The organism is Aeromonas sp. s3 (genome assembly GCF_040907805.1).
Taxonomy (GTDB): domain Bacteria; phylum Pseudomonadota; class Gammaproteobacteria; order Enterobacterales; family Aeromonadaceae; genus Aeromonas; species Aeromonas dhakensis.
In genome coordinates, this window is record NZ_JBFOCQ010000006.1 from 697,564 (window position 1) to 710,883 (window position 13,320).

The window sequence follows — 13,320 nt, forward strand, 5'->3', positions numbered from 1 at the left end:
CACAGCTGCCCCTGGTGGGGCCCGTCAGAGACTGTGCTCGGTGCGGGCGATGATATCATCTTGCGCATCGGGGGATAAGGCGGTGAAGAAGGCCGAATAGCCCGCCACCCGCACCACCAGATCCCGATACTGGTCGGGATGGGCCTTGGCGGCCAGCAGGGTTTCCCGCGAGACGATGTTGTACTGCACGTGCCACCCCTTGTGTACCTCGAAGAAGGTGCGCAGCAGGCTCATCAGCTTGGCCTTGTCCCGCTCGCTCTCGAGGCTGGCCGGGCTCAGCTTCTGGTTGAGCAGCACGCCGCCGAGGATGGCCGGGGTGGGCAGCTTGCCGAGGGAGTTGAACACCGCCGTGGGGCCGAGGCGATCCGAGCCCGACGCTGGGCTGGCCCCTTCCGCCAGCGGGGTGCGGGCGTGGCGGCCATCCGGGGTGGCCATGGTGGCCGCACCGAACGGCACGTTGGCCGAGATGGAGGAGGTACCCGCATAGTAGGTGCCGCCGATGGGGCCGCGGCCGAAACGGGTGTTGTGCAGCCCCTTGAGCTCGTCGATGTAGCTCTGGTAGGCCTGCACCAGCAGCAGGTCGACCTCGTCCAGATCGTTGCCATATTTGGGAGCTGCATTGGTGAGGCGCTGGCGCAGCTGCTCGCCCTCAAGCCCGGCAAAATCCTGCTCGAGCGCCTCGGCCAGCTCGCACTGATCCACCACCCCCTGCTCGAACACCAGTTTCTTCAGCGCCGCCAGGCTGTTGCCCAGGTTGGCGATCCCCACCTGCAGGCCGGAGACCCAGTCATAGACGGCGCCCCCCTGCTTGATGGTCTTGCCGCGCTCGATGCAGTCATCCACCAGGGCGCTGCAGAGGATGTCGTGGGCCTGGGCCTCCAGCACGCTGTCGACCACGCAGTCGATCTCGATGGACTTGCGGGTGAAGTAGCGCACCTGCTCGTCCCAGCGGGCCATCACCTCGTCGAAGTGGTCGAACGAGCCTTGCCGCAGCGACTGGGGCTGGGGCAGGAAGACCTTGCCGGTGGTGGCGTCACGGCCGCCATCGAGCGCCGCCAGCAGGATGCGGGCGAAGTTGATGAAGCTCATGCCGGTACAGCGATAGCCCCACTTGCCGGGCACCGCGGTCTCGATGCAGCCGATGGCGGCGTAGTGGTGGGCATCCTCCTCACTCACCCCGAGCTTGATGAACTCGGGGATCACCACCTCGTCGTTGTTGAAGGCGGGCATGCCGAAGCCGCAGCGGATCACCTGGATGCAGGCGTCGAGGAAATCCTCGCTCATGCCGGCGTGGTAGCGCACCGAGAGGTTGGGTTGGGTCGAGCGCAGCTGGCCGCAGGACTCCAGAATCGTGTAGGAGAGGCCGTTGACCGCGTCGTGGGCTTTGCCATCCCGCCAGTTCTGGCCGCCGATGGTGACGTTCTGGTAGAGCGGGCTGCCGGCGGAGGCCTTGGAGTGGGTGCCGGAGCGGATCTTGTTCACCTCCAGCAGCTTGAGCCAGCAGCCCTGCAGCAGCTCGATGGCGCGCGTGCGTGGCAGGGATTCCGACAATTCCACCTCGCGGCGATACCAAGGGTAGAGGTACTGGTCCATCCGGCCAAACGATACTGAGTGGCCGTTGGACTCGATCTGCAGGATGAGCTGGATGAAGTAGCACAGCTGCAGCGCCTGCCAGAAGGTCTCGGGGGGTCGGTGGGCGATGTGGGCGCAGTTGAGGGCGATGGTCTCAAGCTCGCAGCGGCGCTCTGGGCGCGGCTCCTGCAGCGCCAGTTCGCGGGCCAGCGCGGCGTAACGCTCGATGTGCTGGCTGACGGCATCGAAGGTGATGGCGACGGCCTGCAGGAACTGCTCGCGCTGCAGATCGGCCCAGTCAGCCAGATCGAGCCGGCCGCGCCGCTCGGCCACCCTGGCCTTGAGGCCGTCGAGACCGAGAGCAAGCAGCTGCTCATAGTTGACCGCGAGGTGCGCATCCCCCGAAGTCATGTTGCCCTCGGCCTTGATGATGCCGCTCTCCAGCAGCCCCTTCTGCTCGTCGGTAAAGAGGCCGTAGCAGCGATCCTGCACCGTCTGGCCGCGCCAGAAGGGGGTGAGGGCGTGGATGGCCAGCTTGTCCGCCTTGCTCACCGCAAAGCCGGCGCCGGGGCGGTCAGCCAGCTCGTCGATCTCCTTCTCGATCCAGCCCACCGTGTATTCGGGAAAGAGCGGCGCCGCCCGCACCTGGCTCGCCTGGTTGCCGACGATGAGCTCGTCGTGCTTGATCCAGATGGTGCGCTTCTTGAGGTGGTGGGCCAGCGCCAGGGCACGGCGCACCGGCAGCGGCCTTGCCAGGTGGGCCTGATAGGCCTCTGTATAGTGGCGGGCACGTTCGGTGCAGACCGGCGGCTGGACGATGTGGATCAGGCTCTCCTTGTGGGCGCGGATCCGCGGGGGCAGGGTGGTGAGGTCGAGCTGGGTCATGGTCTTATCCTCTGGTCATAGGGCAGTGAGTGGCTGATGTCATGGGGTCTTTCTAGCCCCGGGTTAGCGGGGTCAGCCCCTGCACACGGGCACACTCATGGGCAAAGGCGAGCAGTGCCGGGTCATCGAGTGGCTGGAGGGGGGCCTGATAGGGTTGGTCGAGCAGGGCGTACTTGCCCGCGCCCAGGGTGTGGTAGGGGAGAAAGTGGATCTCCTGTACCGTACCGAGGCTGGCGGCGGCCCGGGTGATGGCCTCGATGGAGGCGTGGTCGGCATTGAATCCGGGGATGAGCGGCACCCGGATCTGCATGGCTACGCCGCGCTCGGCCAGCCGCTTGAGATTGGCCAGAGGCAGGGCGACCTTGCCGCGGGTCCAGTCGAAGAAGCGATCCTCATCCACCTGCTTGAGATCCGCCAGCAGCAGGTCGAGGTGGGGGAGGCTGGGTTCAATTTGGTGCCAGGGCACGTGCAGGCAACTTTCCACCGCGGTATGCAGCCCCTCGGCCTTGCAGCGGGCCAGCAGGCTGGCGGCAAATGCGGGCTGCATGAAGGGCTCGCCGCCGGAGAGGGTGACCCCGCCGCCACTGCGCTCGAAGAAGGGGCGATCCCGCAAGATGGTGGCCATCAGGCTGTCCAGACTCTCCTCCCGGCCGCACACCTGCAGCGCTTCGCTGGGGCAGAGGCCGCGCAGCCGTTCCACATCCTGATTGCCGAGGGATGTGCGGGTGAGCTGGACACCCTGGCTGTCACGCAAGATTGCCGGGCAGGCGTCGCTGCAGAGCCGGCATCCCTCGATGCATTGGCGCCGGTCGAGTAGTATGTCCGGCTTGGGAGAGCGGCTTTCCGGGTTTTGACACCAGCGACAGGCCAGCGAGCACCCCTTGAGAAACACCAGAGTGCGAATGCCGGGGCCATCGTGGGTTGAATAGCGTTGCAGGTCGAAAATCATACCGCCTCCTTTTGTTTTTGCATTCTATTTTCTTTCGTTCGAAAGTTGATTTGATTTTGATCAACTAAATTGCGGATGTTATCTCGCTAGAATGGCGACAGATTGCACATCCCCTTAAGGAGTCAGAGATGGAGCTTTATCTCGATACTGCCGATGTGGCTGCGGTGCGCCGCTGGTCACGGATCCTGCCGCTGGCCGGCGTCACCACCAACCCGTCCATTACCGCTGCCGGTGGCATGCCGCTGGCCGAGCTGCTGCCCGCTCTGCGGGAGGCGCTGGGTCCCAAGGCGCGGCTGTTTGCCCAGGTGATGGCCAAAACCGAGACCGAGATGGTGCGCGAGGCATTTGCCCTGCGTGAGCTGGACCGGGACCTGGTGATCAAGATCCCGGTATGTGAAGAGGGGCTGGCGGCCATCAAGACCCTGACGGCCAACGGGGTGCCGACCCTGGGCACGGCGGTCTATACCCCGCTGCAGGGCTGGCTGGCGGCGGTGGCGGGGGCCGAGTACGTGGCGCCCTACGTCAACCGGCTGGATGCCCAGGGGGGCGATGGCATCGCCACCGTACAGGAGCTGCAACAGCTGCTGGCGCTGCACGCGCCGAACAGCAAGGTGCTGGCGGCATCGTTCCGCACCCCGCGCCAGGCCCTCGACTGCCTGCTGGCGGGTTGCCAGTCCATCACGCTGCCGCTCGATGTGGCCGAACAGCTGCTGCGGGTGCCGGCGGTGGATGCGGCGCTGGCGAAGTTTGACCAAGATTGGCAGCGAGCGTTTGCCTGAGCCTGTTTGAAGGCCGGATGATGAAGGGGCGGCAGGCGGGCTAAGCTAGAAGAGAGGGCCCGCTGTGACGGGCCGCTATCGATGGCTGACCGGAGGTGCCCCATGAGCGACCATACCCTGCTGCCCCACGGTGAAGATCTGCGCCGCGCCGTGCGCTGGCTCAGCGAGCACCATCAACACGACATCCGGGCCATCGAAGAGGCCTGCATCCGCTTCGATCTGTCGCCGCTGGATGAGGAGTTCCTCATCCAGCACTGCACCGAGCGGCCGCGGGAAGGGGGGGCCAACTAGACGAAGTTGGCGAGGTTGATGCCGAACTCCTTGGGATCGACCGTGCTCTCGATGGTCTCCTGCACCCCGTTCTTGGCAAGATCCAGCCACTGCACCTCGAGGTAGTGGCGCTGGGTTCCGTGATAAATCACCTTCACCACCGGCTTGAGCGGCTCATGGGGATTGCGCTGCATGACAATGGCCAGCCGCTGGTTGGAGAGCTGCACCAGCGTACCTACCGGATAGACCCCCATGCACTTGATGAACTTGGTAACCAGTTCGGCATCGAAGTGGTGGTTGATCCCCTTGAGCAGAATGCGAAAGGCCTGGGTCGGCTGCATCCCCTGCTTGTAGACACGATCCGCGGTGACGGCGTCATAGACATCGACGATGCCGCTCATGCGGGTATAGAGCGAGAGCTGCTCGCCCTTGAGCCGCTGCGGGTAACCGGTGCCGTCGAGCCGTTCGTGATGGTTGGCGGCCACCTCCAGCATGGTGGCGGTGATGCCGGGGGTGTTGCTCAGGATCTCGTAGCTGTGCACCACGTGCTGGCGCATGACAGCGAACTCCTCGTCGGTGAGCTTGCCCGGTTTGTTGAGCACCTCGTCCGGGGTCATGATCTTGCCCACGTCGTGCAGCAGGCCGCCCAGGGTCAGCTCCTTGAGCACGCTGCGATCCAGGTCCAGATAACGGCCAAAGTTCGCCAGCAGGATGGCGACGTTCATGGAGTGTTCCATCAGGTAGGCATCCTTGGCGCGAATGCGGGCCAGACAGAGCATGGCGTCGCCGTGGGTGAACATGGTGTCCACCATCTCCTCGGCCACTGCCGCCAGCGGCGTGATGTCGATGGGCTCCCCCGCCTTGAGGTGGCGGATGAACTTGCCCTGCAGCTCGCGAGCCTCCTGATAAAGCCGGCGGATCTTCAGCTCGCGCCCCTCGCCGTTGCCACTGCCGGAGGGACGCGGTGAGCTGGTCGCAGAGACGGCGGGCTGGGGGGAGATGACCTGCTCGATGCCGGGCAGCTTGCTGCGGGCGAGATCGACCCGCACCGTGAGTACGCCGCGCCTGACCAGATCGTTGATCTGCTGACGGGTGGTCACCAGCCCCATCTGGGCAATCTCCATGCCGCCGGTCTGGCTGGTAATGGCGATCACGTACATGCCGGGTTGCAGCTGGTTGACGGGGATAACGGGATGAGGAGTGTGCGACTTCATACGGCTTCCTGACATTATTATTATGCGTGACGTTAGGCCCTCTGTTGGCAGTCTAACACCGGCGCCGGGGTTCGTCATGGCGACATGCTGGCCGGCCTTGGCGCTTAGTGCTGGAGTTGTCGGCCCCGGCCGATATAATGACGCCCCTTTCTTGATGGACTCTGAGGTTGTGCATGCGGCTCGATAAATTTCTTTGCGATTGTTCCGACTTGACCCGCTCGCTGGCGGGCAAACTGATCCGGCAGGGAGAGGTGATGGTGGACGGCATCGTGGTCAAGCAGCCCGCCTTCCACATCAACGAGCAGAGCCAGATTGAATTCGACGGCGTCACCCTGACTCTGGATCAGCGCAACCGCTACTTCATGCTGCACAAGCCGGAAGGGTATGTCTGCTCCAACGAGGATCCGGATCATCCCACCGTCTTCTTCCTGATGGACGAGCCGGCCATGGGCAAGCTGCATGTGGTGGGGCGGCTCGATCTCGACACCACAGGTCTGGTACTGGTGACCGATGACGGCCAGTGGTCCCATCGCATCACCTCTCCCCGTCACGAGTGCGCCAAGACCTATCACGTCTGGCTGGCCGATCCGGTGAGCCCGGATGCCATTGCGCTGTTTGCCGAAGGGGTGCTGCTGCGCAGCGAGACCGAGAAGACCCGGCCGGCCCAGCTGGAGATCCTGGGGGAGTGCGAGGCGCGCCTCACCATCCACGAGGGCAAGTACCATCAGGTGAAGCGGATGTTTGCCGCCATCGGCAACAAGGTGGTGGGGCTGCACCGGGAGCGGGTGGGCGATCTGGTGCTGGACGACGATCTGGCGCCGGGCGAATATCGCGAGCTGACCATCGACGAAATCGCCCGCTTCTGATCGCCAGGAGTCAGTGGCCGCTGGCTCCCAGCACCAGCACTGTCCCCAGGGTGGCCAGCAGGGTGCCGGCCCAGGCGGCGGCGGACGGCCGCTCGCCCGAGTGCCACCACAGCAGTGGCAGCAAGATGACGGGGGTGGTGGAGGAGAGGATGGCCACCATGCCCACATCCCCCTGTTTCAGGGCCACCAGGATCAGCGTCATGCCGAGCGCCATGGCGAGGAATCCGTTGAGGGCTATCATGCCGAAGATGCGACGGTTGATGGGATGCAGCGGCTTGCTCAGTGGCAGCCCGGTCATGCGCAGGGCGCAGTGAGCCAGCAGGGCGCTGCCCATCCTGACGCCGGAGGCGCTCACCGCATCGACGTCGCCGCCCATCATCACCGGTTTGGCGATGATGGCGCCCAGGCTCTGGCAGAGGGCGGCGGTCAGCCCCAGCGCGACCCCGGCCGCCAGGCTGCCCCGTATTTTCTCCCATTCGCTGCCGCTGCTGCGCCGACCAAACAGAATGGCCAGCATGACGCCGACAAACACCAGCATGGCGCCGGTCAGCCGGGAACCGGTCAACTGCTCGTTGAACAGCCAGAGCCCGAGCAGCGCGGAAAACAGCGCATGGCAAGAAAACAGCAGACCGCTGCGACGGGGACCCAGCCGGTTCATGCAGGCGTAGAGGGCGGTATCGCCGATGAAGATGCCGATGAGGCCCGAGATGGCCAGCAGGGGGAGGGCACTGCCCGAGAGGGTATGCCAGCCGCCGGTCAAGAGACTCATGCTGCCGAGCATCAGGCTGACCAGGCACATCCGCCAGCGGCTGTAGGCAAATGGCCCCAGATGGCGAGCTGGTTTGACGGAAATCAGGGCCGCCACTGCCCATAAACTGGCCGCTGCCAGCGCCAGCCACTCATACCCCATAAAAACTCCTGAAAAAAATAGCCCGAGAGACTCCATCTCTTGGGCAAGCCCGATACAATACGGGGCGTCTTCGGGGATAACAAGCGCGGCATCATGCATTCGTATCCAGGCGCGCCGCCGGCCTTCCCCCTTTCCTGAAATAAGTGCATTGAACGAGGTTTATGTCATGGTTTACCGCTTAGTACGCCGGCCGGCACCACGCTGGCTCTCCCCCTTGCTGCTGGGGCTGCTGCTGACCCCGCCGCTGCAGGCGACCACGGTATCCCAGGATCCCGCGTTGTCGGATCGCCAGACCCTGGTCAAGGGCAATGGCGCCGAGCCCGAATCCCTCGACCCGGCCCAGATCCGCTCCGGCTTCCCCGGTGAAGTGGTGCTGGTGGACCTGTTTGAAGGGTTGGTGAGCGAGGATGGTCAGGGCCGGATCGTACCGGCCCAGGCCCAGCGCTGGGAGACCAGTGCAGACGGACTGGTCTGGCGTTTCTTCCTGCGACCGCAGCTCAAGTGGTCCAACGGCGAGCCGCTCACAGCCGCCGATTTCGTCTATGCCTGGCGCCGTCTGCTGGACCCCGCCCAGGCCTCGCCCTCTGCCGGCCTGCTGCTGGCAACCGGCATCAACAATGCCCAGTCCATCTACGCAGGCGCGCTCGATCTCAACACCCTGGGGGTGGAAGCCGAGAGTGAGCAGATCCTCAAAGTGACGCTGGAGCGGCCGGTTCCCTACTTCCTGCAACTGATAAGCCAGCGCCCCTTCGTGCCGGTCAACGAGAAAGCCATCAGCCAGTTCGGCAAGCAGTGGACCCAGCCCGGCAAGCTGGTCAGCAACGGCGCCTACAAGCTGGTGAACTGGGTACCGAACGAGCGCATCGAGGCGGAGCGCAACGTGCAGTACTGGGATGATGCCCATACCCGGATCCAGCGGGTGACCTATCTGCCGCTCGCCTCCCAGCATGCCGAACGGCTGCGCTACGAGGCGGGGGAGATCCAGCTCACCAACAAGGTGGCGCTGGAGTATTACCAGAAAACCAGAGAGGCAACCCCCGAGCGGATCTGGGGTCTGCCGCTGCTGGGTACCTACCTCTACACCTTCAACCTGCGCCGCCCTGAACTGCAGGACGTGCGGGTGCGCCAGGCATTGGCCATGACCATCGATCGTCACCTGCTGACCGAAAAGGTCAGCGGGCAGGGCGAACAACCCGCCTGGTCGCTGCTGCCAGGCATGCCGGGCTATGAGGCGCTGAGCTCCCCCCTGGCCCTGCAGGATCAGCCGACCCGGCTGGCCAGGGCGGCCGCGCTGCTGGCCCAGGCCGGCTATGACAGCCAGCATCCTCTCAAGCTGACGCTCACCTACAACACCTCTGAGAATCACAAGAAGCTGGCGCTGGCCGTCGCATCCATGTGGAAGCCGCTGGGGGTCGAAGTGACGCTCAACAACATGGAGTGGAACGCCTATCAGGTGGCCAAAGACAGCGGCGATTTCATGCTGGCCCGCTCCTTCCTGTTTGGGGATTACGTGGAGCCCTCTGCCATGCTCAACAGCTTCCGCTGCCAGGATCCCCAGAACGAGAGCGGTTACTGCAACCCCGCCTTCGACGGCCTGCTGCAACAGGCGGCCGATACCCTGGATGGCAATGCCAGGAGCGGGATCTACCACCAGGCAGAGCAGTTGCTGATGGACGAGATGCCGGCCATCCCCGTCTATCACTACAACCAGATGCGACTGGTGGATCCCACCCTGCGCGGCCTGCCGGTGCAGAACCTGAAGGGGGCGATCGCCACCAAGGATCTCTACTTCAGTCAGCAGTAAGGAGCTTGCCATGAAGATTGCCATTCTTTCCGACCTGCACGGCAGCCTGAGTGCGCTGGAGCAGGTGCTCGACCAGCTCGCCCCCTGGCAGCCGGATCACTATCTGCTGCTCGGCGATCTGCTCAATCACGGCCCGCGTAACCCGGTGCCACCTGGCTATGCTCCCGCGGCCGTGGCCGAGCGGCTCAATGGGCTGGCCTCCCGCATCATGGCGGTACGTGGCAACTGTGATTCGGAAGTGGATCAGATGCTGCTGGATTTTCCCATCACCGCCCCTTACAACCAGCTGCTGGTGGACGGCCGGCGCTGGTTCGTCAGTCACGGCCATCTCTATCAGCCTGCCGAGGTGCCGCTGCCTGCCGGCAGCCTGTTCATCAGCGGTCACACCCATCTGCCCGTGCTGCAGCGGGAAGGGGAGCTGGTGTTGATGAACCCGGGATCCATCTGTTTTCCACGCGGCAACCTGGCGGCAAGTTATGGCCGCTACGAGGATGGGGTGCTCGGCATTCACGCCTGTGCGGACAGCGAAGTGCTGTTGCAGCTGGCGCTGTAAAAAAGAGAAGGGGGGATGGTTGTGCTGCGGGGCAGCCTGTCGTCGTAACGGGGGAGGTCAGGCCTTGATGCCGATGGAGCGGGTACCGGAGCGGGTATTGCCCTTGGCGTCATAGGTCAGGGAGTTGCGATCCCGCAGCTTGCTCAGGTAGCTGGCCAGCCGGCGGTTGGAGACGATGCTGAGCTCGAGCAGGCGCCCGTTCAGATCGTTCTGTTCCTGGCAGGCATCGAGTTTTTCACGCAGTACTCGCATCTGCTCGGGATAGGTATTCAGTTGCTGTTTCAGGTCGGGCAGCAGGGCCATGGCCTTGTCCAGCTCTTCAATATCGGCAAGCAGCTTCTGCTTGCGCTCTGCCAGCTCGGGCAGCGCCAGTGCCTGGTGCTGCTTGAGCAGGTTGAACTCCTCCTCCAGCAAGCCCTGCATCTGGGAGAGGTAGTCGTCTTGGGTGTGCAGCAGCGAAGGTAAATCCATCATCCCAGCAACTTGTCGAGGTTGGATTCAAAACTGAACATCTTCTTGGCCACAGCTTCGCTGTCGACCCGATATTCACCATTGGCCACGGCTTTCTTCAGGCTCTCGACCCGGCTTTCATTGCCGGTGGAGGCTGAGTTGAGGTTCTTCTGCATCTGTTGCAATTGCTGCGCCTCGCTGGTCAGAGAGACGGAGTCGGTCTTGACGGCCGCCGCACGGTTGTCGGAGGACGAGGTCGCTGGTTTGGTGCTGGCACCCTGGCTGCTACCGGTATTTTGCAACCGATTGTTCGCCAAGTTGTTGATATTGTTAATAGCCATAGTGTTTACCTTCGCCTGCTTTGCTGTTCGCTTACCTGTTTATCGGTGGCTGCCGTCATAACTTTAGAAAAAAAGTGATCCGAAAATACTCAGAAGGTGACCACCACGGAGCCAACTGCGTTGACTTTTCCCTGCACCGTTTTGCCTGACCGGATATTGACGAGCCTGATCATGTCTCCGAAGCTGCCATCTTGCAAGGCTCGGGCCATGGTTTTGATTTGCATGCTGCTATTTTCTGCGCTGAGGGTCACCTGGTCACCCTTGCAGACGACGCAGACCTGGCTGAGCCGGATGGGCTGGCCCGGCTTGAGTTCCCGTTTGCTGCGAACGCCGATGAAGGCTGTAGTATCGCTGAGATAGTCGCCGCGGATCAGGGTCTGATCCTGGTAGGCCTGTGTCAGCACGCTCTCGCTGAGGATGTCGCCCTTGGCCACCGGCGTGGAGACGGTCACATACGGCTTCTGTATGCTGATCCGCACCGGCAGGTAGAGATCCCAGGGTTTCTCCTCCTCACATTTGAGGTAGACGGTGGTATTGCGGCGGATCTCCATCTTGGCGGGCAGGGTGATGGACAGATGCTCTTCGCAGCGGCTCAGGGGAAGACGTTCATCGATGGAAGCGGCCTGTACCTGTGCCTGGGCGTCGAGGGGGACATCGAGCTGGCCGAGCACAAATTCCTGCGCCTTTTCTTGCAAGTAACTGGTCACCTCGGATGCCGTGGCGTGAGAAATGCCGCAAAACAGCAGTAAGGTGAGGAAAAGTCTACTAATCATTTTCGCTCGCAGGCCGATAAGTTGTTCACGTATATCACCATATTTAACTATGCTTGCTTCAGAATTCGTTCGTAGTGACATCGACAGTCTGACGCAAGCCAACACGCATGCATGATTAATGCCAAGCGTTTTTAGGGAGTGTTTATGGCCAGTATCCTGGACTCGGTCAACCAACGTACCCAGCTGGTGGGGCAAAACCGGCTGGAATTGTTGTTGTTTCGTCTCAACGGACGTCAAAGATTTGGCATCAACGTATTCAAGGTACGTGAAGTGTTGCAGTGTCCTCCCTTGACCGTCATGCCCAAGCTCAACTCCTGCATTCGCGGGGTGGCTCACATTCGTGGCCAGACGATCTCCGTCATCGATCTGAGCATGGCGATGGGCAAGCGTCCTATCGAAGATCTGACCAAGTGTTTCATCATCATTTCTGAATACAACCGCTCCATTCAGGGCTTTCTGGTGCACTCGGTCGAGCGCATCATCAACATGAACTGGGAATCCATCCTGCCACCGCCGAAAGGGGCTGGGCGCATCAACTACATGACGGCCGTCACCGAGGTGGATGGGGAGCTGGTCGAGATCCTGGACGTGGAGCGCATCCTCAACGAGATTTCGCCGGTGTCGACCGAAGTGAGCCAGGAGCTGGTGGAGGCCAGCGTAGAACACCCGACCCTGGGACGTCCGGTGCTGGTGGCCGATGACTCTTCCGTGGCCCGCAAGCAGGTGCAGCGCGCCCTCGAAGCCATCGGGGTACAGTGCGTGCTGGCCAAGGATGGACGCGAAGCGCTCAACATGTTGCTGGAGATGTCCAAAAACGGTCCCATCAAGGATCAGATCGCCCTGGTGATCTCGGACATCGAGATGCCGGAGATGGATGGATATACTTTCACGGCAGAGATCCGCAACAATCCCAATCTCAAGGACTTACATGTTATTCTGCACACATCCCTCAGTGGGGTGTTCAATCAGGCCATGGTGCAGAAAGTTGGTGCGAACAATTTCATTGCCAAATTCCAGCCGGATGAATTGGCCAAGGCCGTACAAGGCGCACTCTAATCAAGAAGAACAAACTGCATGAAGACACTTTCGGACGACTTATACAAACAATTCAGCAATTTTCTGGCGGTACAGAGCGGAATCGTGCTGGGTGACAACAAACAGTATCTGGTCAAGAGTCGGCTTTCACCCTTGATGACTCAGTTTGGTATTGAGAGTCTGTCTGATCTGGTTACTCGAGCGATGAGTGTGCGTGAGCGTGACCTGAAAATGGCAGTGGTTGATGCCATGACCACCAACGAGACCCTGTGGTTTCGCGATACCTATCCCTTCCAGCTGCTGACCGACAAGATCTTTCCCGAACTGGGCAAGAGCGGTCGGCCCATCAAGATCTGGTCTGCGGCCTCTTCCTCCGGACAGGAGCCCTATTCCATCGCCATGACGGCGCTGGAACAGCAGATGAAGAAGCCCGGTACCTTGCCAGGTGGCGTCCAGATCGTGGGGACGGACATCTCGACCACCATGCTCAATCAGTGCAAGGAGGGGGTATACGACAGCCTGGCACTGGCCCGTGGTTTGTCGCCCGAGCGCAAGAAGCTGTTCTTCGAACCCCATGGTGACAACAAGATGCGGGTGGTGGAGCGTGTCAGAAAATTGACCACCTTCCGCCCCTTGAACCTGCTGGAGAGCTACAGCCTGCTTGGCAAGTTTGACATCATCTTCTGTCGCAACGTACTCATCTACTTTGCCCCGGAAGTGAAGTCGAAGATCCTCAACCAGTTTGCAGCCAGCCTCAATCCTGGCGGCTACCTGATGTTGGGGGCTTCCGAGTCGCTGGCCGGTTTGACCGACAGGTTCGAGATGATCCGCTGCAACCCCGGCATCGTCTACAAGGTTAAATGATCCCCGCTTAAATCCTTCCTTGGCACACCTTTTGCTAATAATTTCTCAAGCAGGA

The 13,320-nt window shown here is 62.0% G+C and carries 14 protein-coding genes; 7 read left to right on the top strand and 7 right to left on the bottom strand.

What is annotated here, in order from left to right; translation table 11 throughout:
- Positions 1-24: 24 nt before the first annotated feature.
- Together AB5Y98_RS03785 and AB5Y98_RS03790 are read right to left on the bottom strand one after the other, a co-directional pair.
- Complete coding sequence (locus AB5Y98_RS03785) at positions 25-2,457, bottom strand: formate C-acetyltransferase/glycerol dehydratase family glycyl radical enzyme (RefSeq protein ID WP_368231368.1); 2,433 nt, start codon at positions 2,455-2,457, stop codon at positions 25-27.
- Between the two features lie 52 nt (positions 2,458-2,509).
- Positions 2,510-3,406 (bottom strand): glycyl-radical enzyme activating protein, encoded by an 897-nt coding sequence (locus AB5Y98_RS03790; RefSeq protein ID WP_368231369.1) that lies wholly within the window; start codon positions 3,404-3,406, stop codon positions 2,510-2,512.
- 128 nt (positions 3,407-3,534) lie between these two features.
- On the opposite strand from AB5Y98_RS03790, the gene fsa reads away from it, so the two are divergent.
- Entirely contained in the window at positions 3,535-4,185 is a 651-nt protein-coding gene (gene fsa / locus AB5Y98_RS03795) for a fructose-6-phosphate aldolase (RefSeq protein ID WP_017765632.1), read from the top strand.
- 102 nt (positions 4,186-4,287) lie between these two features.
- Positions 4,288-4,476, top strand: a complete 189-nt coding sequence (locus AB5Y98_RS03800) for a hypothetical protein (RefSeq protein ID WP_368231370.1) — start codon at positions 4,288-4,290, stop codon at positions 4,474-4,476.
- Here AB5Y98_RS03800 and AB5Y98_RS03805 read toward each other — a convergent pair.
- Entirely contained in the window at positions 4,473-5,669 is a 1,197-nt protein-coding gene (locus AB5Y98_RS03805; RefSeq protein WP_042008489.1) for an HD-GYP domain-containing protein, read from the bottom strand. The two genes, AB5Y98_RS03800 and AB5Y98_RS03805, sit on opposite strands and share 4 nt — an antisense overlap.
- 173 nt (positions 5,670-5,842) lie before the next feature.
- On the opposite strand from AB5Y98_RS03805, the gene rsuA reads away from it, so the two are divergent.
- A complete protein-coding gene (rsuA, locus tag AB5Y98_RS03810) occupies positions 5,843-6,535 on the top strand; it encodes a 16S rRNA pseudouridine(516) synthase RsuA (protein WP_368231371.1) in 693 nt (230 codons plus the stop codon).
- 10 nt (positions 6,536-6,545) lie between these two features.
- On the opposite strand, the gene AB5Y98_RS03815 is transcribed toward rsuA, so the two are convergent.
- Positions 6,546-7,445, bottom strand: a complete 900-nt coding sequence (locus tag AB5Y98_RS03815) for a DMT family transporter (RefSeq protein WP_368231372.1) — start codon at positions 7,443-7,445, stop codon at positions 6,546-6,548.
- 166 nt (positions 7,446-7,611) lie between these two features.
- Between AB5Y98_RS03815 and AB5Y98_RS03820 the strand changes: the two genes are divergently transcribed.
- Together AB5Y98_RS03820 and yfcE are read left to right on the top strand one after the other, a co-directional pair.
- A complete protein-coding gene (locus AB5Y98_RS03820; RefSeq protein WP_026141519.1) occupies positions 7,612-9,249 on the top strand; it encodes a peptide ABC transporter substrate-binding protein in 1,638 nt (545 codons plus the stop codon).
- Between the two features lie 10 nt (positions 9,250-9,259).
- On the top strand, positions 9,260-9,802 hold the full coding sequence (gene yfcE / locus AB5Y98_RS03825; RefSeq protein ID WP_124250083.1) for a phosphodiesterase: 543 nt from the start codon (positions 9,260-9,262) through the stop codon (positions 9,800-9,802).
- 57 nt (positions 9,803-9,859) lie between these two features.
- Here yfcE and AB5Y98_RS03830 read toward each other — a convergent pair whose 3' ends face one another.
- The 3 genes from AB5Y98_RS03830 to flgA all read right to left on the bottom strand — a co-directional run bounded on the left by AB5Y98_RS03830 (position 9,860) and on the right by flgA (position 11,288).
- Positions 9,860-10,276, bottom strand: coding sequence for a flagella synthesis protein FlgN (locus tag AB5Y98_RS03830; RefSeq protein ID WP_226008744.1), 417 nt, complete (start codon positions 10,274-10,276; stop codon positions 9,860-9,862).
- Positions 10,273-10,593, bottom strand: a complete 321-nt coding sequence (gene flgM / locus AB5Y98_RS03835; protein WP_005302771.1) for a flagellar biosynthesis anti-sigma factor FlgM — start codon at positions 10,591-10,593, stop codon at positions 10,273-10,275. The genes AB5Y98_RS03830 and flgM overlap by 4 nt, the downstream gene beginning before the upstream one ends.
- 89 nt (positions 10,594-10,682) lie before the next feature.
- Entirely contained in the window at positions 10,683-11,288 is a 606-nt protein-coding gene (flgA, locus tag AB5Y98_RS03840) for a flagellar basal body P-ring formation chaperone FlgA (RefSeq protein WP_043169702.1), read from the bottom strand.
- A gap of 222 nt (positions 11,289-11,510) precedes the next feature.
- Between flgA and AB5Y98_RS03845 the strand changes: the two genes are divergently transcribed.
- Together AB5Y98_RS03845 and AB5Y98_RS03850 are read left to right on the top strand one after the other, a co-directional pair.
- Entirely contained in the window at positions 11,511-12,422 is a 912-nt protein-coding gene (locus tag AB5Y98_RS03845; RefSeq protein WP_005302769.1) for a chemotaxis protein CheV, read from the top strand.
- An 18-nt stretch (positions 12,423-12,440) separates the two neighbouring features.
- Positions 12,441-13,265, top strand: coding sequence for a protein-glutamate O-methyltransferase CheR (locus AB5Y98_RS03850; RefSeq protein WP_005302768.1), 825 nt, complete (start codon positions 12,441-12,443; stop codon positions 13,263-13,265).
- The last annotated feature ends 55 nt before the right edge of the window (positions 13,266-13,320 follow it).

Coding starts and splice junctions, on each gene's coding strand:
- AB5Y98_RS03785 (WP_368231368.1), bottom strand. CDS start 2,457: ATGACCCAGCTCGACCTCACCACCCTGCCCCCGCGGATCCGCGCCCAC.
- AB5Y98_RS03790 (WP_368231369.1), bottom strand. CDS start 3,406: ATGATTTTCGACCTGCAACGCTATTCAACCCACGATGGCCCCGGCATT.
- fsa (WP_017765632.1), top strand. CDS start 3,535: ATGGAGCTTTATCTCGATACTGCCGATGTGGCTGCGGTGCGCCGCTGG.
- AB5Y98_RS03800 (WP_368231370.1), top strand. CDS start 4,288: ATGAGCGACCATACCCTGCTGCCCCACGGTGAAGATCTGCGCCGCGCC.
- AB5Y98_RS03805 (WP_042008489.1), bottom strand. CDS start 5,669: ATGAAGTCGCACACTCCTCATCCCGTTATCCCCGTCAACCAGCTGCAA.
- rsuA (WP_368231371.1), top strand. CDS start 5,843: ATGCGGCTCGATAAATTTCTTTGCGATTGTTCCGACTTGACCCGCTCG.
- AB5Y98_RS03815 (WP_368231372.1), bottom strand. CDS start 7,445: ATGGGGTATGAGTGGCTGGCGCTGGCAGCGGCCAGTTTATGGGCAGTG.
- AB5Y98_RS03820 (WP_026141519.1), top strand. CDS start 7,612: ATGGTTTACCGCTTAGTACGCCGGCCGGCACCACGCTGGCTCTCCCCC.
- yfcE (WP_124250083.1), top strand. CDS start 9,260: ATGAAGATTGCCATTCTTTCCGACCTGCACGGCAGCCTGAGTGCGCTG.
- AB5Y98_RS03830 (WP_226008744.1), bottom strand. CDS start 10,276: ATGATGGATTTACCTTCGCTGCTGCACACCCAAGACGACTACCTCTCC.
- flgM (WP_005302771.1), bottom strand. CDS start 10,593: ATGGCTATTAACAATATCAACAACTTGGCGAACAATCGGTTGCAAAAT.
- AB5Y98_RS03845 (WP_005302769.1), top strand. CDS start 11,511: ATGGCCAGTATCCTGGACTCGGTCAACCAACGTACCCAGCTGGTGGGG.
- AB5Y98_RS03850 (WP_005302768.1), top strand. CDS start 12,441: ATGAAGACACTTTCGGACGACTTATACAAACAATTCAGCAATTTTCTG.